At 35.4% G+C, this 21,285-nt stretch carries 19 protein-coding genes; 10 read left to right on the forward strand and 9 right to left on the reverse strand.

Features of this window, described 5'->3' with window-relative positions; genetic code table 11:
- Positions 1–130 precede the first annotated feature (130 nt).
- Positions 131–448: a thioredoxin gene (trxA, locus tag Q1W72_RS07335; RefSeq protein WP_026708908.1), complete on the reverse strand. Its 318-nt coding sequence runs from the start codon at positions 446–448 to the stop codon at positions 131–133.
- 256 nt (positions 449–704) lie between these two features.
- Positions 705–5,249, reverse strand: coding sequence for a DNA polymerase III subunit alpha (gene dnaE, locus Q1W72_RS07340; RefSeq protein WP_302137779.1), 4,545 nt, complete (start codon positions 5,247–5,249; stop codon positions 705–707).
- Between the two features lie 643 nt (positions 5,250–5,892).
- Between dnaE and leuC the strand changes: the two genes are divergently transcribed.
- The 4 genes from leuC to leuB all read left to right on the forward strand — a co-directional run bounded on the left by leuC (position 5,893) and on the right by leuB (position 10,838).
- Positions 5,893–7,287 (forward strand): 3-isopropylmalate dehydratase large subunit, encoded by a 1,395-nt coding sequence (gene leuC / locus Q1W72_RS07345; RefSeq protein WP_099713718.1) that lies wholly within the window; start codon positions 5,893–5,895, stop codon positions 7,285–7,287.
- 196 nt (positions 7,288–7,483) lie between these two features.
- Positions 7,484–8,080, forward strand: a complete 597-nt coding sequence (gene leuD, locus Q1W72_RS07350; RefSeq protein WP_099713719.1) for a 3-isopropylmalate dehydratase small subunit — start codon at positions 7,484–7,486, stop codon at positions 8,078–8,080.
- A gap of 136 nt (positions 8,081–8,216) precedes the next feature.
- Positions 8,217–9,743 (forward strand): alpha-isopropylmalate synthase regulatory domain-containing protein, encoded by a 1,527-nt coding sequence (locus Q1W72_RS07355; RefSeq protein WP_099713720.1) that lies wholly within the window; start codon positions 8,217–8,219, stop codon positions 9,741–9,743.
- Positions 9,744–9,776: 33 nt separating this feature from the next.
- Entirely contained in the window at positions 9,777–10,838 is a 1,062-nt protein-coding gene (gene leuB / locus Q1W72_RS07360; RefSeq protein WP_099713721.1) for a 3-isopropylmalate dehydrogenase, read from the forward strand.
- A gap of 158 nt (positions 10,839–10,996) precedes the next feature.
- Here the strand turns inward: leuB and Q1W72_RS07365 are convergent, their stop codons facing one another.
- Entirely contained in the window at positions 10,997–11,359 is a 363-nt protein-coding gene (locus Q1W72_RS07365; RefSeq protein ID WP_099713722.1) for an RNA-binding protein, read from the reverse strand.
- Positions 11,360–11,495: 136 nt separating this feature from the next.
- Positions 11,496–11,981: a DUF6252 family protein gene (locus Q1W72_RS07370; RefSeq protein ID WP_099713723.1), complete on the reverse strand. Its 486-nt coding sequence runs from the start codon at positions 11,979–11,981 to the stop codon at positions 11,496–11,498.
- A 200-nt stretch (positions 11,982–12,181) separates the two neighbouring features.
- On the opposite strand from Q1W72_RS07370, the gene Q1W72_RS07375 reads away from it, so the two are divergent.
- From Q1W72_RS07375 to Q1W72_RS07385, 3 genes are all read left to right on the forward strand, one after another.
- The gene (locus Q1W72_RS07375) at positions 12,182–12,742 is read left to right on the forward strand and encodes a 30S ribosomal protein S16 (RefSeq protein ID WP_099713724.1); all 561 of its coding nucleotides are present in this window, start codon (positions 12,182–12,184) and stop codon (positions 12,740–12,742) included.
- A 15-nt stretch (positions 12,743–12,757) separates the two neighbouring features.
- A complete protein-coding gene (rimM, locus tag Q1W72_RS07380; RefSeq protein ID WP_099713725.1) occupies positions 12,758–13,282 on the forward strand; it encodes a ribosome maturation factor RimM in 525 nt (174 codons plus the stop codon).
- Between the two features lie 119 nt (positions 13,283–13,401).
- Positions 13,402–14,109 (forward strand): tRNA1(Val) (adenine(37)-N6)-methyltransferase, encoded by a 708-nt coding sequence (locus Q1W72_RS07385; RefSeq protein ID WP_099713726.1) that lies wholly within the window; start codon positions 13,402–13,404, stop codon positions 14,107–14,109.
- 103 nt (positions 14,110–14,212) lie between these two features.
- Here Q1W72_RS07385 and Q1W72_RS07390 read toward each other — a convergent pair whose 3' ends face one another.
- On the reverse strand, positions 14,213–15,511 hold the full coding sequence (locus Q1W72_RS07390) for a TlpA family protein disulfide reductase (RefSeq protein ID WP_099713727.1): 1,299 nt from the start codon (positions 15,509–15,511) through the stop codon (positions 14,213–14,215).
- Between the two features lie 394 nt (positions 15,512–15,905).
- On the opposite strand from Q1W72_RS07390, the gene Q1W72_RS07395 reads away from it, so the two are divergent.
- The 3 genes from Q1W72_RS07395 to Q1W72_RS07405 all read left to right on the forward strand — a co-directional run bounded on the left by Q1W72_RS07395 (position 15,906) and on the right by Q1W72_RS07405 (position 18,759).
- Complete coding sequence (locus tag Q1W72_RS07395) at positions 15,906–17,084, forward strand: acyl-CoA dehydrogenase family protein (RefSeq protein WP_302137781.1); 1,179 nt, start codon at positions 15,906–15,908, stop codon at positions 17,082–17,084.
- 91 nt (positions 17,085–17,175) lie between these two features.
- Positions 17,176–17,958, forward strand: coding sequence for a DUF3050 domain-containing protein (locus tag Q1W72_RS07400; RefSeq protein WP_099713729.1), 783 nt, complete (start codon positions 17,176–17,178; stop codon positions 17,956–17,958).
- Between the two features lie 63 nt (positions 17,959–18,021).
- Entirely contained in the window at positions 18,022–18,759 is a 738-nt protein-coding gene (locus tag Q1W72_RS07405) for an SGNH/GDSL hydrolase family protein (RefSeq protein ID WP_099713730.1), read from the forward strand.
- Positions 18,760–18,796: 37 nt separating this feature from the next.
- Here the strand turns inward: Q1W72_RS07405 and Q1W72_RS07410 are convergent, their stop codons facing one another.
- The 4 genes from Q1W72_RS07410 to Q1W72_RS07425 all read right to left on the reverse strand — a co-directional run bounded on the left by Q1W72_RS07410 (position 18,797) and on the right by Q1W72_RS07425 (position 21,263).
- On the reverse strand, positions 18,797–19,114 hold the full coding sequence (locus Q1W72_RS07410; protein WP_073205174.1) for a 2Fe-2S iron-sulfur cluster-binding protein: 318 nt from the start codon (positions 19,112–19,114) through the stop codon (positions 18,797–18,799).
- 181 nt (positions 19,115–19,295) lie between these two features.
- Positions 19,296–19,535, reverse strand: coding sequence for a NifU family protein (locus Q1W72_RS07415; RefSeq protein WP_091172742.1), 240 nt, complete (start codon positions 19,533–19,535; stop codon positions 19,296–19,298).
- Positions 19,536–19,603: 68 nt separating this feature from the next.
- Positions 19,604–20,731 (reverse strand): Mrp/NBP35 family ATP-binding protein, encoded by a 1,128-nt coding sequence (locus Q1W72_RS07420; RefSeq protein ID WP_282743094.1) that lies wholly within the window; start codon positions 20,729–20,731, stop codon positions 19,604–19,606.
- 202 nt (positions 20,732–20,933) lie between these two features.
- Positions 20,934–21,263 (reverse strand): MGMT family protein, encoded by a 330-nt coding sequence (locus Q1W72_RS07425; RefSeq protein WP_199074752.1) that lies wholly within the window; start codon positions 21,261–21,263, stop codon positions 20,934–20,936.
- Positions 21,264–21,285: the final 22 nt, after the last annotated feature.

Genomic DNA, 21,285 nt, shown 5'->3' on the forward strand with positions numbered 1-21,285 from the left:
TTAATCTGTCAATCTGCATTGTTTTTATATGCCTGATTGAAACGCGGTAAATCCCACAAAAAAAGGCTTGACTTTCGCCAAACCTTTTTTTTGAATCTTTTCAGATTCTATATAAATCATAATCTACCGATTACAACAAAGCGTCTAAACTATCAGCGTAAGTTTGTTTAGGAGCAACTCCTACTTGTTTCCCTACTACTTCTCCGTTATGAAAAACCAATACTGTTGGAATATTTCTCACTCCGTATTTTGCAGCAAATTCTTGGTTTGCATCAACGTCTACTTTACCTACGACTACTTTACCATCGTATTCAGTACTTAATTCGTCAATGATTGGCCCTACCATTCTACAAGGTCCACACCATGCTGCCCAAAAATCCACCATTACCGGTTTGTCTGATTTCAAAACTACTTCTTCAAAAGTAGCATCTGTTATTGCTAATGCCATATTTATTTTTATTTAAGTTTATCGTTTGAATATTTAAAGTCTCAAACTCGAGTACAAATTTAGAAATTAAAAACTAATCAAACGCCATTCATAAATTAGTTTTGACTATTAATATATCGTCAATTCTTATCACTCCATTTCAACCCATTTAGGATTGCAATAATCAGGAGCTACTTCCCGCTGTACGCTGTATCTTTCCTTGTCTAAAAAAAACAAGGAAAGGATGTCGCTTCCATCAGGGCTGAGGCATTCTGCTCTAATTCAACTTAAAATTAATCTGCATTTTTTCCAGTTCCACTAACAATTCATTCGAAATCTTGATTTTTAGTTTTCTACTGGCCATGGTTAGTTTGGTCACCACTTTTATTTCTTCGACTTCTTCTACTTTTTCTTCAGTACTTGTTTCCGGAATTTCGAGAGTTTCCATTTCAGAATCTTCATTTTCATCGACAAAAGCTACTTCTTCATTTTCTATCTCAACAGGAGCAACAGCAACGAGTTTTTTTGTTTTCTCTAACTCCATGATTTCAAAAGTCACTGTATTATCTCCTTTATTATCCTGAAAAAGATGGCTTAATCTATGAATAAAATCAGCTTCCAAATCTGCAATATTCAAAAGCACAACTAATTTTCTAGCAAAGGTTTCTAACACATCCTGCAATTGTTTTACTTCTACAAATTGCAATCTTGGCTCCCCTTTTTTACCAGTATCACGGTCAGTCCAGCCTTCTTTTACCAACACTTTCATAAACGTAAAATTATTTTCAATAAAGAAATGACGAAACTTTAGATACTCCTCCCCAAAAATTCTAAACTCATAACTTTCGTCATAACCCTCCAGAGTAAACATACCCCAGCCTTTTCCATTTTTCGCTACTCGGTGTTGCACATTATTGATAATCCCCCCAAATGCCAGGTTTTTACTGACATGCAATTCCATATTTTTAAGTGCTTCAAGCTTGGCATTACAAAAATATTTCATTTCAAATTTGTAATCATCCAGCGGATGTCCCGAGATGTAAATTCCAACAACCTCTTTTTCTTTTGCGAGTTTTTCCATTGTGCTCCAATCCTCGCAAGGTGGTACAATAGGTTCTGCAATTTGCACTTCGCTGGTATCTCCAAACAAACTTACTTGAGAGGAATTTTCATTCTCCTGAAACTTCGATCCATACCGAATCGCTTTTTCATAAAAAGTAATTCCATCACCATCATCATGAAAATATTGCGCTCTCGTGGTTCCTAAAAACGAATCAAATCCTCCGGCCAAAGCCAGATTTTCCAATGCTTTTTTATTCGCCGCACGCAAATCAATACGTTTGGTCAAATCAAAAATCGATTTGTATTTTCCATCTTTTCTGTTTTCAACAATTGTTGCCACAGCTCCGGAACCAACTCCTTTTATCGCTCCCATTCCAAAACGTACCGCGTAATTATCATTTACGGTAAATTTATAAAACGACTCATTCACATCAGGTCCTAAAACTTGCAGTCCCATTCGCTTACATTCTTCCATAAAAAACGAAACCTGCTTGATATCATTCATGTTATTCGAAAGCACCGCAGCCATATATTCCGCAGGATAATTCGCTTTCAAATAGGCCGTTTGGTACGCAATCCAAGCATAACAAGTCGAGTGCGATTTATTAAATGCATATTCAGCAAAAGCTTTCCAGTCATTCCAAATCTTCTCTAACTTGTCTTTGGCATGACCTTTTGCCATCGCTTGCGAAATGAATTTTGGTTCCATTTTAGCCAAAACATCAATCATTTTTTTTCCCATCGCTTTACGCAAAACATCGGCATCCCCTTTCGAGAAATCCGCCAGTTTCTGGGACAAAAGCATTACCTGCTCTTGGTAAACGGTAATTCCGTAGGTATCTTTCAGCAATTCTTCGCAGTCATCCAAATCATATTCGATTGGCTCTTCCCCGTTTTTTCGTTTAATAAAACTCGGGATATAGGCAATCGGTCCTGGACGATACAAAGCATTCATGGCAATCAAATCCGGAAATACTGTCGGCTTCAATTCCTTCATGTATTTCTGCATTCCCGGACTCTCATACTGGAAAATACCTACTGTTTCTCCACGTTGGAAAAGTTCATACGTCTTCAAATCATCAATTGGAAATTCATCGGGATTCAGGTCAATTCCTGTTCTATATTTTACTAATTTAACAGTATCTTTTATCAGGGTTAGGGTTTTCAAACCCAAGAAGTCCATCTTCAACAAACCGGCACTTTCCACCACCGAGTTATCAAATTGAGTCACATACAAATCCGAATCTTTGGCGGTAGCCACAGGAACAAAATTGGTAATGTCGCTTGGCGTAATAATCACACCACAAGCGTGAATTCCCGTATTTCTCAGATTTCCTTCCAAAACTTTGGCTTGCTGAATTGTTTCTCCACCCAAATCACCTTCATTCGCAAGACCTATTAATTCCTTTATTTTATCATATTCTTCGGGACGAACCGCCTTCTTAATCAGATTTTCATCTTCATTCAAAAAGCGCGCTAAATTCCACTTGGACGGCATCATTCCCGGAATCAATTTTGCAATTTTATCCGCTTCAAACAATGGTAAATCCAGTACACGAGCAGTATCACGAATCGCTGATTTTGTTGCCATTTTACCATAGGTGATAATCTGCGCCACCTGTTTCGAACCGTATTTCCGAATCACATAGTCCATTACACTGCTTCGCCCTTCATCATCAAAATCGATATCAATATCGGGTAGTGACACACGATCCGGATTCAGGAAACGCTCAAAAAGCAGGTTGTACATCAACGGGTCAATATTGGTTATTTTCAAACAATACGCCACTACCGATCCTGCCGCAGAACCCCTTCCCGGCCCTACAGAAACTCCCATACTTCTCGCCTCAGCAATTAAATCCTGTACAATCAGGAAATAACCCGGATAACCAGAATTGGAAATGGTCAATAATTCAAAATCCAATCGTTCCTGAATTTCTTCGGTAATCACGGGATAGCGTCGATTAGCTCCTTCAAAAGTAAGATGCCTCAAATACGCATTTTCACCTCGAACTCCACCATCAACTGCATCTTCAGGATTATTAAATTCAACCGGAATTTCAAATTTTGGAAGTAAAACTTCCCGTGCCAAATCGAAAATCTCAATCTTATCCACAATCTCCGAAATATTCGAAATCGCTTCCGGCAAATTGGCGAAAAGCTGTTTCATTTCGTCTCCCGACTTGAAATAATATTCCTGATTTGGTAATCCGTAACGATAGCCGCGACCACGGCCAATAGGCGTAGTTTGCTTTTCACCATCACGCACACAAAGCAAAATATCGTGTGCATTCGAATTTTCCTTGTCTATATAAAAGGTATTGTTTGTCGCAATAATCTTGACATCGTGTTTCCTTGCCAATGAAATCAAAGACGAATTCACCCGATTTTCATCTTCTTGATTGTGACGCATCACCTCAATGTAAAAATCTTCCTTGAATTCATTTTTCCACCAAATCAAGGCTTCTTCGGCTTGGTTTTCACCTATGTTTAAAATCTTATTTGGGATTTCACCATAAAGGTTACCAGACAAAACAATAATATCTTCTTTGAATTCCTGAATGACTTTTCGGTCTATTCTTGGCACATAATAAAATCCTTCAGTATACGCGATAGAAGACATTTTAGCCAAATTATGGTAGCCTTTTTTGGTCTTCGCCAAAAGCACTATTTGGTAACCATTGTCTTTAACCGACTTATTTTTATGGTCTTCACACACAAAAAATTCACAACCAACTATTGGTTTCATTGTGACTTCGGTAGGCTCATCGCCATTTTCGATTGCCGCTTTATTTTTGGCTTCAGCCGCTTTATTATGGTATAAAATATCACGGACAAAATGAAAAGCCCCCATCAAATTCGCATGATCCGTCATGGCAACCGCAGGCATTTTTTGCTGTGCCGCCGCTTTTACCAATGCCGCAATACTAATCGTAGATTGCAACACCGAAAACTGCGTATGATTATGCAAATGCACGAAAGGTGTATCTATAAGCACCTTTTTATTCTCAGAAAGCTCTTGTCTTGAAACCGCAGGCGCTTGTTTTTCACCAAACTGCTGACGAATTTTATCCGAAGCTTCCTTGAGATTTATATGTTTTAAACCAATGAGTTTAATCTCGCTTGGATTCTTATTTTGAAAGTCTTGAAAATAACTGGCTGGAACATCGAGTTCTTCTTTTGTGAAAACATCACGACGAATCAACTCCAAGAAACAACGCGTAGTTGCCTCCACATCGGCAGTGGCATTGTGCGCCTCTCCAAAAGGTTTATTAAAAAGATACGAGTGTAATTCCGTTAACGTAGGCAGTTTGAATTTACCACCACGACCACCCGGCAATTTCAATAAGGAAGCAGTAACTTCGGTACAGGTATCCAAAATTGGCATGGAACTCATTTGGCTTTCAACGCCCATTCTATAGAACTCACAACCCATAATATTGATATCAAAACCTAAATTCTGACCTACAATGAATTTGGCTTTACCTAATGCAATATTGAATTTTTCTAAAACTTCCGCCAACGAAATACCATCGGCTTCTGCCAGTTCCGTAGAAATACCGTGAATTCGTTCCGCATCATACGGAATATTAAAGCCTTCGGGCTTGACCAAATAATCTTGATGCTCGATGAGTTTTCCCATATCATCGTGCAACTGCCAAGCGATTTGAATACAACGCGGCCAGTTATCCGTATCTGAAATGGGAGCGCCCCAACGCTTTGGTAATCCTGTAGTTTCGGTATCGAATATTAAGTACATATCTGGAGTTGAAGTGTTTGTGATTTTAAAAAATCGCAAAAAATGAATTTCAAATTTAGTTTTTTTTAGAGTAGAATAGAAGTAAGTTATCAACAAAAAACAAATTTATTTTCCAGAACTATTCTCTTATTAAAACTACAATCACTTTCAACAAATCAGCTTGATAGTATCTTGTTAAAAAGATAAAAAGAGTACGTATTGATTTTTTGGATGTCGTAGTATTTCATCAAAAAAAAATACTGAAATACAGCTAAAAAATATACCTTTTACTAAGAAAATCACGTTGAAAAACAACTTCAACAAAATTCAAATAGTCAATTTAAAATTAAAAAAAAGTCGATTTTTATTCCATTTAATTAAATATTTACAAATATAACAGCATTTTAAGAGCGTAATCTAACTATTCAATAAATATCAAAAACCTCAAAAAATTAATTTTTTATTGTATCTAAATAAAAAACTGCATTACTTAAAAAGAAGCTTAAAAGATAAAAATCAGCAAAGAAATACGCTAATATGGTTTTGGGTATCGTATATAATGAAATATTAAAAAATAAAGACTTGATTCTTTTTTTAGTTTTGCTTTCATTGTTATCATCTTAGCCAACTTGGCTAGAAAAAAATACATTAAAAACATATTAAAATGAGTACTACATTATTTGACAAAGTATGGGATTCGCACGTAGTGCGTAAGATAGAAGATGGACCAGACGTGTTTTTTATTGACCGTCATTTCATCCATGAAGTTACTAGTCCTGTAGCTTTTTTAGGTTTAAAAGAAAGAGGAATTTCAGTATTATATCCAGAGCGCACTTTTGCTACTGCGGATCACAACACCCCAACTATAAATCAACATTTACCGGTTCAAGATGCATTATCTGCCAATCAACTTAAGGCATTAGAAGATAACGCAGCTGAATATGGTATTTCTCACTGGGGATTAGGTCACCAAAAAAATGGAATTGTACACGTAGTAGGTCCTGAAAACGGAATTACTTTACCTGGTGCGACTATTGTTTGTGGAGATTCCCATACTTCTACACATGGTGCTTTTGGTGCAATTGCTTTTGGTATTGGAACTTCTGAGGTTGAAATGGTGATGGCTACACAATGTATCATGCAACCGAAACCAAAGAAAATGCGTATCAACGTAAATGGTGAGTTGAGTAAAGGTGTGGGTCCAAAAGACGTTGCACTTTATATTATTTCTCAATTAACTACTTCTGGAGGTACAGGATATTTTGCAGAATATGCAGGAGATGTTTTTGAAAACATGTCTATGGAAGGCCGTATGACGGTTTGTAACTTGAGTATCGAAATGGGTGCTCGTGGTGGTATGATTGCTCCTGACCAAAAAACATTTGATTTCCTTGAAGGAAGATTATACGCTCCAAAAGGAGAAGCTTGGACAAAAGCAGTTGAATATTGGAAAACGTTAAAAACGGATGCTGATGCTATTTTTGATGCAGAATTAAACATCAATGCTGCAGATATTGAACCAATGATTACATATGGTACGAACCCCGGAATGGGAATTGGTATCTCAAAAAATATTCCAAACGCCAACCAAGTAGAAGGTGGCGCCGAAACATATAAAAAATCTTTAGCCTACATGGGCTTTGAAGAAAATGACGTAATGATTGGGAAACCAATTGATTTTGTTTTCTTGGGAAGTTGTACCAATGGTAGAATTGAAGATTTCAGAGCTTTTACAGAAATTGTAAAAGGAAGAAAAAAAGCAGATAACGTTACCGCTTGGTTAGTTCCAGGTTCTCACGTAGTGGAAGCTCAAATTAAAGAAGAAGGATTATTAGACATTCTTACTGAAGCTGGTTTTGTATTACGTCAGCCAGGTTGTTCGGCTTGTTTAGCGATGAACGATGATAAAGTTCCTGCCGGAAAATATGCAGTAAGTACTTCCAACAGAAACTTCGAAGGTCGTCAAGGTCCCGGTTCAAGAACATTATTGGCAAGTCCAATTATGGCCGCTGCAGCAGCAGTTACCGGAAAACTAACAGATCCTAGAGATTTATTTTAAAAAATTTCAGAATGTAGATTAACAATTTTTGACCGGAGCTTCAGCGAATTGGCGTAGCATTTCAGATTTCGTTAAAATCGACACAACATTCAGTTTAAATTATAGAATATAAAATAATATTAGTTAGCGCTTAAGATTACATTTTCCTCACGGTAAATCAAAAATCAGAAATCGTTAATCAAAAATCAAAAATCAAATGGCATACGATAAATTTAATATCCTTACCAGTAGTGCAGTGCCACTACCAATAGAAAATGTGGATACCGATCAAATCATCCCAGCACGTTTCTTGAAAGCTACCAAACGTGAAGCTTTTGGAGACAACCTTTTTAGAGACTGGAGATACAACGGAGATGACACTCCAAAAGCAGATTTCGTATTGAATGATGCGACTTACAGCGGGAAAATATTAGTTGGCGGAAAAAACTTTGGTTCGGGTTCTTCAAGAGAGCACGCAGCTTGGGCAGTTTACGATTATGGATTTCGCGCTGTAGTTTCAAGTTTCTTTGCTGATATCTTCAAAGGAAACTGCTTAAACATTGGTGTTTTACCGGTACAAGTGAGTCCGGAATTTGCCGAAACAATCTTCAACGCTATTGAAGCTGATCCGAAAACAGAATTGGAAATCAATTTACAAGAACAAACTATTACTTTGTTAGCAACTGGCGCAAAAGAATCTTTTGACATCAATGGATACAAAAAGAATAATATGTTGAATGGTTTTGATGATATTGACTATTTACAAAACATCAAAGAAGAGATTGTTGGGTTTGCCAATACACTTCCTTACTAAAAACAAACAATAAAAAGCAGTTATCTTACGCTCAATAGTATTGTTAAGCCAGATAACTGCTTTTACCTTTTTATAAAACGCAACAGCAAGATTTCAAATCACTGAAGTCAAAACCACTTTTAGCATCAAATTTATAATGAAAAAAAGAAAAATTGAAATAATGGATACGACACTCCGTGACGGGGAACAAACCTCGGGAGTATCATTTTCTGCTGCAGAAAAACTAACCATTGCACAATTATTACTGGAAGAATTAAATATTGATAGAATCGAAATTGCTTCAGCACGCGTGAGCGAAGGAGAATTTCAGGGCGTAAAAGGAATTATGACTTGGGCTGATGAGAAAGAATATTCTAATAGAATAGAAGTTTTAACCTTTGTTGATGGCGGACTTTCAATAGATTGGATGAAAAAAACTGGAGCTAAAGTCCAGAATTTACTAACCAAAGGATCTCTTAACCATTTAACACATCAGTTAAAGAAAACACCTGAACAGCATTTTGCCGAAATTGCGCAAACAATAGCATTAGCTCAAGAAAATAATATTGAGACCAATGTATATTTAGAAGACTGGAGTAACGGAATGCGTAATTCACCTGAATATGTGTTTCAATATTTAGATTTTTTGACCAAACAACCCATCAAAAGAGTTTTATTACCAGACACTTTAGGCGTTTTAATCCCTTCTGAAACTTTTGAATTTATTTCGAAAATTATAACAAGATACCCTGAAACTCATTTTGATTTTCACGCACACAACGACTACGATTTAAGCATCGCAAATGTAATGGAAGCAGTAAAAGCGGGCATTCAAGGACTCCATGTAACCGTAAACGGAATGGGAGAACGTGCTGGAAATGCTCCTCTTGAAAGTACTGTTGCCGTAATTAATGACTTTTTACCGCAAATAGAAATCGGTGTAAAAGAATCTTCATTATACTCTGTGAGCAAATTAGTCGAGACTTTCACCGGATATAGAATTCCTGCCAACAAACCTATCGTTGGTGACAATGTATTTACGCAAACGGCAGGTATTCATGCTGATGGCGACAATAAAAACAATTTATATTTTAATGATTTACTTCCGGAACGTTTTGGAAGAAAACGAAAATACGCCTTAGGAAAAACATCCGGAAAAGCTAATATCGAAAAAAACCTTCAGGAATTAGGTTTAAAATTAAATCCCGAAGACTTAAAATTAGTTACACAACGCATCATTGAATTGGGTGATAAAAAAGAGACCGTTACCAAAGAAGATTTACCCTATATCATTTCTGATGTTTTAGACAGCCAAACCTATCAAGAAAAAGTTGTTGTTGAATCATATGTACTGTCACATGCAAAAGGACTTCGCCCTTCGACCACTTTATGTTTAAAAATAGACGGAGAAGTAATTGAAGAGCATGCACAAGGTGACGGACAATTTGATGCTTTCATGAATGCATTGGCAAAAATATATAAAAGCAAAAATTTAGAATTGCCAAAATTGATTGATTATGCAGTACGAATTCCACCAGGAAGTAGTTCTGATGCATTATGCGAAACCATAATTACCTGGACGAATAATGAAAAAGAATTCAAAACCAGAGGACTGGATTCAGACCAAACAGTTGCCGCAATAATAGCAACCCAAAAAATGTTGAATGTTGTTGCTGCCCAATAATAAATAGAAATACATTAATATAAAATAGACCTAATGAAATTTAACATAGCCCTTTTAGCCGGAGACGGAATTGGACCTGAAGTAATCAATGAAGCTGTAAAAGTTTCGGATGCTATTGCAAAAAAATTCAATCATGAAATCACTTGGACGCCAGCTCTTACAGGAGCTTGTGCTATTGATGCCGTTGGAGTTCCTTATCCTGACGAAACGCATGAAATTTGTATGAAAGCAGATGCTGTTTTGTTTGGAGCCATTGGACACCCAAAATACGACAATGACCCAAGTGCTCCTGTAAGACCAGAACAAGGTTTATTGTTAATGCGCAAAAAATTAGGCTTGTTTGCCAATGTGCGTCCAACATTTACATTCCCATCTTTGATTGACAATTCTCCGTTGAAAAGAGAACGTATCGAAGGAACTGATTTGGTTTTCTTGAGAGAACTTACCGGAGGAATTTATTTTGGAGAAAAAGGAAGAAGAGACGATGGCGAAACCGCTTTTGACAATTGCGTATACACAAGAGCAGAAGTACAACGTTTAGCTAAGAAAGGTTTTGAACTAGCGATGACACGTTCTAAAAAATTGTGTTGTGTGGACAAAGCCAATGTATTGGAAACTTCTCGTTTATGGAGAGAAACTGTACAAGCCATGGAAAAGGATTATCCTGAAGTAACTGTAAGTTATGAATTCGTTGATGCTGTTGCCATGCGTTTGGTACAATGGCCGAATTCGTATGACGTATTGATTACAGAAAACTTATTTGGTGATATTTTAACAGATGAAGCTTCGGTAATTTCTGGCTCTATGGGATTAATGCCGTCAGCATCAGTAGGAGAACATACATCGTTGTACGAACCTATTCATGGATCTTACCCACAAGCGACTGGTTTAAATATTGCAAATCCATTAGCGACAGTATTATCTGCAGCTATGATGTTTGAAGACGCTTTTGGATTAAAAGAAGAAGCAGAAGCGATCAGAGCTGTAGTTAACAGATCATTGGAACAAGGAATTGTAACAGAGGATTTAGCTTCTAAAGACTCAAAAGCATACAAAACAAGTGAAGTTGGTGACTGGTTGGTTGCTAACCTATAAATTCTTAAAGTTTATTTGTTTAAAAATTGAGTAATAGCTAAGATTACAACCTGAAAAACAACACTCATTTTAGCTTTTACTCAGCTTTAAACAGAATAATAAACAACAAAAAAGGTGTCAATAAAATTGACACCTTTTTTTATAGCTAGAAAAAAATATTAATATCCTCCTCTGTTTCCACCACCACGGTTATCTCCACCACGGCTGTTTCCACCACCATAACCACCGCGTGAATCTCCACCACGACTGTTATTGTTAAAACTTCTTCTTTCACCTTCTGGTTTAGGCTCAGATTTGTTTACTACAATTGCACGTCCTTGAACAGTAGCACCGTTCAATTCATCAATTGCTTTTTGAGCTTCGTCATCATTTGGCATCTCAACAAAACCAAATCCTTTACTTCTTCCAGTAAATTTATCAGTAATAATTTTAACTGAATCAACTGCTCCGTAAGCCTCGAAAGACTCTCTTAAATCTGCTTCCTCAATACTGAATGGAAGGCTTCCAACAAAAATATTCATATGTACTTATTTAAATAATAGAACAAATGTACTCTAATTTTTTTCTAATCTACTATATATTAGCTTATTTATGTTTTTATTTTAATTTCAAAAAAAGGAAATGCTTTAGTAGTTTTAGAAAACCAACTCCTCTATATTACTGAACAAGAGAACTAACTATAGGAACCTTATAAAAAACCCCATGTTGAAAATTCACAACCGGATTGGCTAACGAGTTGCTATTTGTATTTTTAGCATTAAACTTAAAAGTACCGGTAATCGTTTTATTTACGGCATCATATTGAGTTATCACAATTTGCCCTTCTCCAATTCCAAAGCCTGTAGAAAAAGTAACCAACCCATTTGTAGCATCAGTGACTGTATAAATCGCTTTTTTGGACTCACTGGTTCCTAAAAAATAAATTTGGGCCGCGGTAGAAGTAGTTTTTAAGGATAACGTTTCATTTGCAGTAAAGGATTCTATAAGCAAAGATCCATCAGCAGCTAATGTTGCTTTAGATTGTACTCCTCTCCAAAACACATTATCCTTCATGCCTTGAAGCGAAGGATTATTAAAAGTAACATCTTCTTCACAAGAAATTAAAGAAAAAAGCACGACAATAAACAAAAAATATTTTTTCATAAAATGCATCTTTTAGAGAAACAAAAGTATGACATTAGACCTTAAAAAAATAAAAATCCACTAAAAAATAAAAACATCGACATACCTAAAACATTACTGTTCATTAAAATACCAATCGAATTAGTATTTATCGATAAAAAATGTATCTTTGCACCCTTAATTAATCGAGGTCGAGTACCTCAAAATTTAATCACAAGATTATGTCAGTAAAAATTAGATTACAAAGACACGGTAAAAAAGGAAAACCTTTTTACTGGGTTGTAGCAGCAGATGCTCGCTCAAAAAGAGATGGTAAATACTTAGAAAAAATCGGTACTTACAATCCAAACACAAACCCAGCAACTATCGAGTTAAACCTTGATAGCGCAGTAAAATGGTTGCACAATGGTGCTCAACCAACTGATACTGCAAAAGCAATTCTTTCTTACAAAGGAGCTTTATTGAAACATCACCTTGATGGTGGTATCCGTAAAGGAGCTTTAACTCAAGAACAAGCTGATGCAAAATTAGCTACTTGGTTAGAAGCTAAATCTGGAAAAGTTGATGCTAAAAAAGAAGGTTTGACAAAAGCACAAGCTGATGTTAAAGCTAAAGCTTTCAAAGCAGAACAAGATGTTAATGCTAAACGTTTAGCTGCAGCTGCTCAAGCAGAAGCTGACGCTATCGCTGCTGCAACTCCAGCTGTTGAAGAAGAAGTTGCTGAAGTTGAAGCTGAAGAAGCTCCAGCTGCAGAAGAAAATAACGAAACAACTGAAGCATAATTTTAGAAGGCGAAGATGCGTAAAGAAGATTGTTTCTACTTAGGTAAAATCGCTAAAAAATTTAGTTTCAAAGGGGAAGTTCTTGCCTATTTAGACACAGACGAACCTGAGTTATACGAAAACTTGGAATCAGTGTTTGTTGAATGCAACAAACACTTGGTTCCTTTTTTTATTGAAAGCAGTTCACTGCACAAAAACGACTTCCTTAGAATTCGTTTTGAAGATATGAATACAGAAGAAGATGCCGATGCTGTCATAGGCAACGACTTATATCTTCCCTTAAATATGTTGCCAAAACTTACTGGCAATAAATTCTACTTCCATGAAGTAATTGGTTTTGAAGTTGAAGATAAACGCCTTGGCATTGTTGGAAAAATTGAATCCATAAATGACACTACTGCTCAGCCATTATTTGAAGTCTTAAACGGCGATGTAGAAATTCTTATTCCTATGATTGACCATTTTCTTGTAAAAATTGACAGGGAAAACAAAAAAGTTATCATGGATCTACCGGAAGGACTTATTGAAATGTATCTTTAGAAAAGTTAATTCGGTTATTTGTTTATTCGGTTAATCGAAAAAATCGTTACTCTAAAACCAAAGTATTCAGTTGCTAAAATCTGAAATCAAAAATCGTTAATCCTCAATCTGAAATCATCATGTTTTCATTCAAGCAATTCTCCATCCAACAAGACCGTTGCGCCATGAAAATTGGAACTGATGGTGTTTTACTTGGTGCTTGGACACCCATTGAAAACAATCCATTTAGTATTTTAGACATTGGAGCTGGAACAGGCGTAATCGCTTTAATGCTTGCGCAAAGAAGTAACGCGGAACAAATTGACGCTTTGGAAATCGACGAAGAAGCCTACGAACAATCCGTAGATAATTTTGAAAACTCTCCATGGAGTGATCGTTTATTTTGTTTTCATGCCGGTTTGGATGAATTTGTAGAAGAACCAGAAGACGAATACGACTTAATTGTTTCCAATCCTCCATTCTATACTGACGATTACAAATCTGAAAATGAACAACGCGATTTAGCACGTTTTGCAGATGCAATGCCTTTTGAAGATTTAATCGAAGCGGCCGCTTTACTACTTTCTGAAAACGGTGTTTTCTCCGTCATAATTCCCTTTAAAGAAGAAGAAAACTTCTTGGCTTTAGCCGCAGCATACGAATTATATCCTTTGAAAATCACTCGTGTAAAAGGAACTCCAACTACCGAAATCAAGCGCAGTTTATTGGCTTTTAGCCGAAATGAAAATGCCATCATTACTCCTGGTGAATTGATTATCGAAACTTCAAGACACCAATACACAACAGAATATATTCAACTGACAAAGGATTTTTATTTGAAAATGTAATGTACATTTTGAATTCAAATTCTTTTTTTCTTATCACAATTTCTTCCTTTTCCAAATATTAAAAAAGCGATATAAAGTTTTCAGGAATATTTTTTTAATTATACTACATATGTTTCTGTATCAATGTTTCAATTTCCGGACTTGATGGTCTTGGAGCATCAACACTGATGATTTTCCCATTTTTCCCAAACAACACAAAACGCGGAATAGTACCTACATTTATTTGTTTTAACAATTCGTCTTTATCTGATTTTACAAGTAGAAAACTATTCTCTATATTAAGAATATCATCGTATTCAGCCATTGCTTTTTGCCAAGCGGTGTTACTTTTATCAATTGACAGAAATACAAAACCTACATTTGGGTATTTTTGCATCAGCTTTTTTTCACTCGGAAATTCTTCGCGACAAGGCATACACCAGGATGCCCAAAAATCGACTAAAACTAATTTACCTAAATGCTTTTTTATAATATTTTGCAAAAATACGGGGGCTGCTTTTGGCTGTAAATCTTTGTTTATAGCATCTAGAAATGCTTGGTTTTTGCAATTTTCTCTAAATAAATCAACTGTTTTTTTAGTAACAACTATTTGTACTTCTCGATTATTTAAGGCACTATCAATATTAGAATACAGTAAGTAGTCTATAATTTTTTGATTTGAAAAGTTTTTAGATACAAATTCCATCTTAGTATATAAATCATTTTTCAAACCTAATTTATTCATTGATTTTACAACATAATTATCTAGTAGGACTTTATATTCCTCACTTTTTAACAACTCATCAGCTTCACTAAAACTTTTTTCTATTGCTGAAAAAGTTGACGGATTTATAACTTTGTTTTCTAATTCATTGTATTTAATCATACACCAATACATTAAAGTAAAATATTGATAAAACTCTTTTGAAACTTTGTCGTTTTTATAATTAATTTCTAATAATTCCTGCTCTTTACGATATTCATGATCAAAATATTTTGGCATATTTGACAATAGCCGAATTTGCTTGAGTCCATTATAATCTGAAATGTTTTCACTTTTTCCATATTTTTCGAAACACTCATTTATAAATTCAGATTCTGATTTTCGATATTTATTGAAATTACAATAATAACGTATTAATCCTTTCTCATTTATATCGAATTCTATGGTCTCATTTGGCGCTGCAAAAATTAACGTATTTCGAAAGACCTGATTGCACAGCAATACTGTGGGATAATCTATTTTCATTTTTAAAATCCTATTATTGCTATTAACAACCATAGGAGTCCTTAACATTTCTATTGACTGACAAGTTAATACAATATTATCCTCACTATCACCAATGTAATTAATAGTGATCTTTTGTGAAAACGAAAGCGTTGAAATTAAAAACAATACTATAATTTTTTTAATTGTAGTCATAGTAAATCATTTTTTACGTTAAGAAACTCTAATAAATTAAGCAGTAAGGCTGTTTTGATTGTAATTTATTTATTACAAAATCGAATATAGGAATATTTAAATCAAAACCCGTAAATAATCTCTATAACTCTTATGTATTATAAAGATTGGCAGTATAAATAGTTTATTTTAAAAAAATGTATCCTTTTTATTCTATTCCTGAAAACAGAAATCTTTCGAACTACAACAATTTCCTAAGAATTAATTCAACTGCGTCAAAAATAGTATTAGATTTAACAAGGCATTACTAAAAAAGAAACGATCTTTTTTAATAATTTTAAAAAAATATAACATTTGTTAATGCTTTTGTTATATTTCTTTATGTAAATTTGCATCACATAAAAATTACCTAACCATGAGACCAGACTTATTTCAAGCTCCAGATTACTATAACTTAGACGATTTACTAACAGAAGAACACAAATTAGTACGTGATTCAGCTCGTGCATGGATAAAACGTGAAGTATCTCCTATTATAGAAGAATATGCTCAAAAAGCAGAATTTCCAAAACAAATCATTAAAGGTTTAGGTGAAATTGGTGGTTTTGGACCTTACATTCCGGAAGAATATGGTGGTGCAGGTTTAGACCAGATTTCATACGGTTTAATTATGCAAGAAATTGAACGCGGTGATTCTGGTGTTCGTTCCACTTCATCTGTACAATCTTCTTTAGTAATGTATCCAATTTGGAAATATGGGAATGAAGAACAACGCCAAAAATACTTGCCTAAGTTAGCAACGGGTGAATACATGGGATGTTTTGGATTAACGGAACCTAATTACGGTTCAGATCCAGGAAGCATGATTACCAACTTTAAAGACATGGGCGATCATTATCTATTGAATGGTGCCAAAATGTGGATTTCAAATGCACCATTTGCTGATATTGCAATTGTTTGGGCAAAAAATGAAGAAGGAAGGATTCACGGTTTAATCGTAGAACGTGGAATGGAAGGTTTTTCTACTCCAGAAACACACAACAAATGGTCTCTTCGTGCTTCATCAACCGGAGAGTTAATTTTTGATAATGTCAAAGTACCAAAAGAAAATTTATTGCCAAATAAATCTGGATTAGGAGCGCCACTTGGCTGTCTTGATTCAGCGCGTTACGGAATTGCCTGGGGCGCTATTGGTGCTGCTATGGACTGTTACGATACGGCACTACGTTACGCAAAAGAAAGAATCCAGTTTGACAAACCTATTGCAGGAACTCAATTACAACAAAAGAAATTAGCCGAAATGATTACTGAAATCACCAAAGCACAATTATTGACTTGGAGATTAGGTGTTTTAAGAAATGAAGGAAGAGCAACAACAGCTCAAATCTCAATGGCAAAAAGAAATAATGTGGATATGGCAATCCATATTGCTCGTGAAGCAAGACAAATGCTAGGCGGAATGGGAATTACAGGAGAGTATTCTATCATGCGACACATGATGAATCTTGAATCTGTGATTACTTATGAAGGAACCCATGACATTCATTTGTTAATTACCGGAATGGATATCACTGGAATTCCGGCTTTTAAATAGTAATAAACAACTATTAAAGTATTTATAAAATTGATAGAAAAAGCTTCTTGGAAACGAGAAGCTTTTTTATATTTACATAAAAATACCACTTATGAATATTGAAACAATCAACAATAGCATTCAGCCCCAAAAAGAACTATTGTTACAACATTCTTTATATAAAAAAGTAAAAACAATTGAGGACTTACAATGTTTTCTAGAAAATCACGTGTATGCAGTTTGGGATTTCATGTCTTTATTAAAAGCATTACAATCTAAATTAACGTGTACAACAACTCCTTGGTTCGCCACTGAAAATCCTGAAACCAGATATTTGATAAACGAAATAGTCCTTGCCGAAGAATCAGATTTGACAATTGACGGTCGTCGCCAAAGTCATTATGAAATGTATATTGAAGCGATGGAAGCCTGTGGAGCAAATACTTCTGGAATCGAACATTTTTTATCCGAAGTAAATTCGCTTAAAAACATATTTGTTGCCATCAAAAAAAGCAATTTACATCCTAACATTAAAGCCTTTTTAGACTTTACTTTCAGAGTTATTGACGAAGGGAAATCTCATGAAATTGCGGCTGCTTTTACCTTTGGAAGAGAAGATTTAATCCCAAGTATGTTTACCGCTATTTTGAAAAATTTTCAAGAAAATTTTCCGCAAACTGATTTGAGCAAACTCATTTATTATTTCGAAAGACATATCGAGTTAGATGCTGATGATCACGGTCCAATGGCAATGAAAATGATAACAGAACTTTGTGGAACGGATGCTCAAAAATGGTCTGATGTAGAAGAAATTTCCATTTTAGCCTTAGAGAAACGCATCGGACTTTGGGATGCTATCGAAGAAACAATTATGATGAATGTTGAATTGGCATAAAACCAATACTTTCAAATAAACGTAACTATTATTTAGAAATGAATTATATCAAATTTCAAAATAATGAAAAAACAATTCCAAGTAATAGTTGCGTTCTTTTCACTGCTTTTTATCGTGAGTTGCAGCACTGAAAGTCCAATTCCCGAAACAACTCCCACACCAGTAATTACAGCTCCACAAACACAGGCCAAATCCTATAATTATTTAGCTATTGGAGACAGTTACACCATTGGACAGAGTGTTTGTGAAACGTGCAGATTCCCCGCACAATTATCAAAAAGCTTAGGCAATTTAAATTCGAACAATACCTATTCTTTAAAAATTATTGCACAAACCGGTTGGACTACCACCAACTTAATTTCGGCTATAAATACTCAGAATCCAACTTCTAATTATGATTTAGTCACACTGCTTATAGGTGTAAACAATCAATATCAAAACAAGCCTTTTTCGTTATATGAAAAAGAATTTCCTGAATTAGTAAACAAGGCTATTGCTCTTGCAAAAGGGGATAAAACGAATGTAATTGTAGTTTCTATTCCAGATTATGCTTATACTCCTTTTAGTCAAGCATCAGGAAATCAAACAACAATTTCTACAGCAATAGATCAGTATAATACTTTTGCAAAAAAATACTGCGATGACAATACGATACTATTTATAAATATAACTGACATCACCAGACAAGGTTTGACCAATAAAAATCTAGTAGCTCAAGACGGATTACATCCTTCGGAATTAGCGTATTCTTTATTTGTAGAACGAATTTTACCAAAAGCGACTACTATTTTGCAAAACTAAAAAATGCATCTTGTTTTAGAAACGAGATGCATTTTTTTTAATTTTCCGGAGCCAGCTCCAGTTCTAATCCTTCGAGGCTTTCGGTGATTGGTATTTGACAGCCCAAACGACTGTTTGATTTTACGTAAAATGCTTCTGAAAGCATCGCTTCTTCATCATCGCCCATTTCCGGTAAAGGCACATCATTAAGAACATAACATTGACAAGAAGCACACATGGCCATTCCGCCACAAGTTCCTTCTACAGGAAGCTCATAAGCTTTACATAATTCCATGATGTTCATGGCCATATCCGTAGGAGCCTGTAATTCATGCACTACTCCTTCTCTATCTTTAATTTTTATTAATACATCCATTTTTTAAATTTGGAATTGGTTTGTTAATCAATTGTATACTTTTGGAATGGGAATTGTTTGTGCGTGAGGGATAATAGCCAGCTACCGAAGTAGCGCGGATAGCCCGACGCTTTTAAGAAAAGAGGCAACTACCCATTATATCGAGTAGCCTTTTTTCTTAAAAGGGTCACGCCCAAAAACATTATAGAATATTTACAACAGTTTCTATTTGTGGTGCAAACTTTTTGATGGTGGTTTCCACGCCGGCTCTTAGTGTCATTTGGTTTACACTGCAACTGGTGCATGCTCCTTCGAGACGTACTTTTACGTGTTTGTCGTCTTCGATAGAAATCAGTGTGATATCACCGCCGTCAGAATTCAAAAAGGGTCTGATTTCTTCGAGTGCTTTTTGAACTTCTACTAATAATTCTTCTGTTGTCATTTTCTTTATTTAAAGATTGAAAGATTAGAAAATTGAAAGATTAAAAATCATTTCAACCATTCTAATTTCTATTTTTTTACTGCGGAACAACCGGCCATAGTTGTAATTTTAACAGCCTCAGTCGCAGGTAAACTTTCGTTTCTACTTACTACTTCCTGTACTACGTTTCTAGTGATTTCTTCGAAAACAGTTTCGATTACTGAACCTGTTTGCATCGCTGCCGGACGACCGTAATCTCCTGCTTCACGAATAGATTGTACAATTGGCACTTCGCCGAGGAATGGTACGCCTAAGTCTTCTGAAAGATTTCTGGCACCTTCTTTTCCAAAGATATAGTATTTATTTTCAGGTAATTCTTCCGGTGTGAAGTACGCCATGTTTTCAATAATTCCTAAAACAGGAACATTTATTGCTTCAGACATGAACATAGAAACTCCTTTTTTAGCATCGGCCAAAGCAACTGCTTGTGGAGTACTTACTATTACTACACCCGTAATTGGCAATGATTGTACGATTGAAAGATGAATATCACCCGTTCCTGGTGGCAAATCGACTAACATGAAATCCAATTCTCCCCAGTCTGCATCAAAAATCATTTGGTTCAATGCTTTAGAAGCCATTGGTCCTCTCCAAATTACCGCTTGACTTGGTGCCGTAAAAAATCCAATTGAAAGAATTTTTACTTCATAACTTTCAACCGGTTTCATTTTTGATTTCCCATCAACTGTTACAGAGATTGGTTTTTCATTTTCTACGTCAAACATGATTGGCATGGATGGTCCGTAAATATCGGCATCCAGAATTCCAACCGAAAAACCCATTTTTGCTAATGATACCGCTAGATTTGCAGTAACTGTAGATTTTCCTACTCCACCTTTACCAGAAGCAACTCCGATAATATTTTTTATTCCTGGAATTGATTTTCCTTTGATTTCTGGTTTGTCCGGAACCTCAACTTTACTATTGATTTTGATTTTTGCATCCGGAGATACTAATTCAAGAATTGTTTTTTTGATATCGTCTTCTGCACGTTTTTTAATGTGCATCGCCGGCGTGTGTAATACTAAATCCACTACAACCTCATCACCAAAAGTAATCACATTTGCTATTGCACCACTTTCAACCATATTTTTCCCTTCTCCAGCTATAGTAATCGTTTCTAAAGCTTTAAGAATGTCTTTTCTATCTAATTTCATTTTTAGTTTACTGTTTTCTATTGGCATTTTAGCGCCAGAATATTATCTTTATTTAAACTGATTTCAGATTACAAAGATACTATGAAAAGTTCTTATTATAAAGAATTTGTATTGCATTTATTGATGAAGAAATTGAGGGCGATTATTCGAGAAAATATCGCTTTTGGACCACAACAAAGCTGATGTATTCAACTCTTACCGATTACTCAATCCTAACTTCCGGTTGCCAGAAATGTTTTTCAAAATCCACAATTTGGTTATCAACAACTTCTATACCTTCATTTTCCAATAATTGCTGCATCAAATTGGTTCCGTCAAAATGAAGTTTACCCGTGAGCAATCCTTTTCGATTGACCACGCGATGCGCCGGAACATCTTCAAGATTATGCGAAGCATTCATTGCCCAGCCCACCATTCGAGCAGAACGAGCGGTTCCTAAAGCTTTTGCAATAGCACCATAAGAAGTGACTTTTCCGTAAGGAATTTGTCTGGCGATGGCGTACACACGTTCAAAAAAGTTGTCGTTTGACATATTTATAAAATCAGATAAAACG

The organism is Flavobacterium sp. ZE23DGlu08 (assembly GCF_030505335.1).
GTDB lineage: Bacteria > Bacteroidota > Bacteroidia > Flavobacteriales > Flavobacteriaceae > Flavobacterium > Flavobacterium algoritolerans.

Coding starts and splice junctions, on each gene's coding strand:
- leuB (WP_099713721.1), top strand. CDS start 9,777: ATGAAATTTAACATAGCCCTTTTAGCCGGAGACGGAATTGGACCTGAA.
- Q1W72_RS07420 (WP_282743094.1), bottom strand. CDS start 20,731: ATGAAATTAGATAGAAAAGACATTCTTAAAGCTTTAGAAACGATTACT.
- Q1W72_RS07370 (WP_099713723.1), bottom strand. CDS start 11,981: ATGAAAAAATATTTTTTGTTTATTGTCGTGCTTTTTTCTTTAATTTCT.
- leuD (WP_099713719.1), top strand. CDS start 7,484: ATGGCATACGATAAATTTAATATCCTTACCAGTAGTGCAGTGCCACTA.
- Q1W72_RS07415 (WP_091172742.1), bottom strand. CDS start 19,535: ATGACAACAGAAGAATTATTAGTAGAAGTTCAAAAAGCACTCGAAGAA.
- dnaE (WP_302137779.1), bottom strand. CDS start 5,249: ATGTACTTAATATTCGATACCGAAACTACAGGATTACCAAAGCGTTGG.
- Q1W72_RS07375 (WP_099713724.1), top strand. CDS start 12,182: ATGTCAGTAAAAATTAGATTACAAAGACACGGTAAAAAAGGAAAACCT.
- Q1W72_RS07425 (WP_199074752.1), bottom strand. CDS start 21,263: ATGTCAAACGACAACTTTTTTGAACGTGTGTACGCCATCGCCAGACAA.
- Q1W72_RS07365 (WP_099713722.1), bottom strand. CDS start 11,359: ATGAATATTTTTGTTGGAAGCCTTCCATTCAGTATTGAGGAAGCAGAT.
- Q1W72_RS07390 (WP_099713727.1), bottom strand. CDS start 15,511: ATGACTACAATTAAAAAAATTATAGTATTGTTTTTAATTTCAACGCTT.
- Q1W72_RS07410 (WP_073205174.1), bottom strand. CDS start 19,114: ATGGATGTATTAATAAAAATTAAAGATAGAGAAGGAGTAGTGCATGAA.
- Q1W72_RS07395 (WP_302137781.1), top strand. CDS start 15,906: ATGAGACCAGACTTATTTCAAGCTCCAGATTACTATAACTTAGACGAT.
- Q1W72_RS07385 (WP_099713726.1), top strand. CDS start 13,402: ATGTTTTCATTCAAGCAATTCTCCATCCAACAAGACCGTTGCGCCATG.
- Q1W72_RS07355 (WP_099713720.1), top strand. CDS start 8,217: ATGAAAAAAAGAAAAATTGAAATAATGGATACGACACTCCGTGACGGG.
- Q1W72_RS07400 (WP_099713729.1), top strand. CDS start 17,176: ATGAATATTGAAACAATCAACAATAGCATTCAGCCCCAAAAAGAACTA.
- Q1W72_RS07405 (WP_099713730.1), top strand. CDS start 18,022: ATGAAAAAACAATTCCAAGTAATAGTTGCGTTCTTTTCACTGCTTTTT.
- leuC (WP_099713718.1), top strand. CDS start 5,893: ATGAGTACTACATTATTTGACAAAGTATGGGATTCGCACGTAGTGCGT.
- rimM (WP_099713725.1), top strand. CDS start 12,758: ATGCGTAAAGAAGATTGTTTCTACTTAGGTAAAATCGCTAAAAAATTT.
- trxA (WP_026708908.1), bottom strand. CDS start 448: ATGGCATTAGCAATAACAGATGCTACTTTTGAAGAAGTAGTTTTGAAA.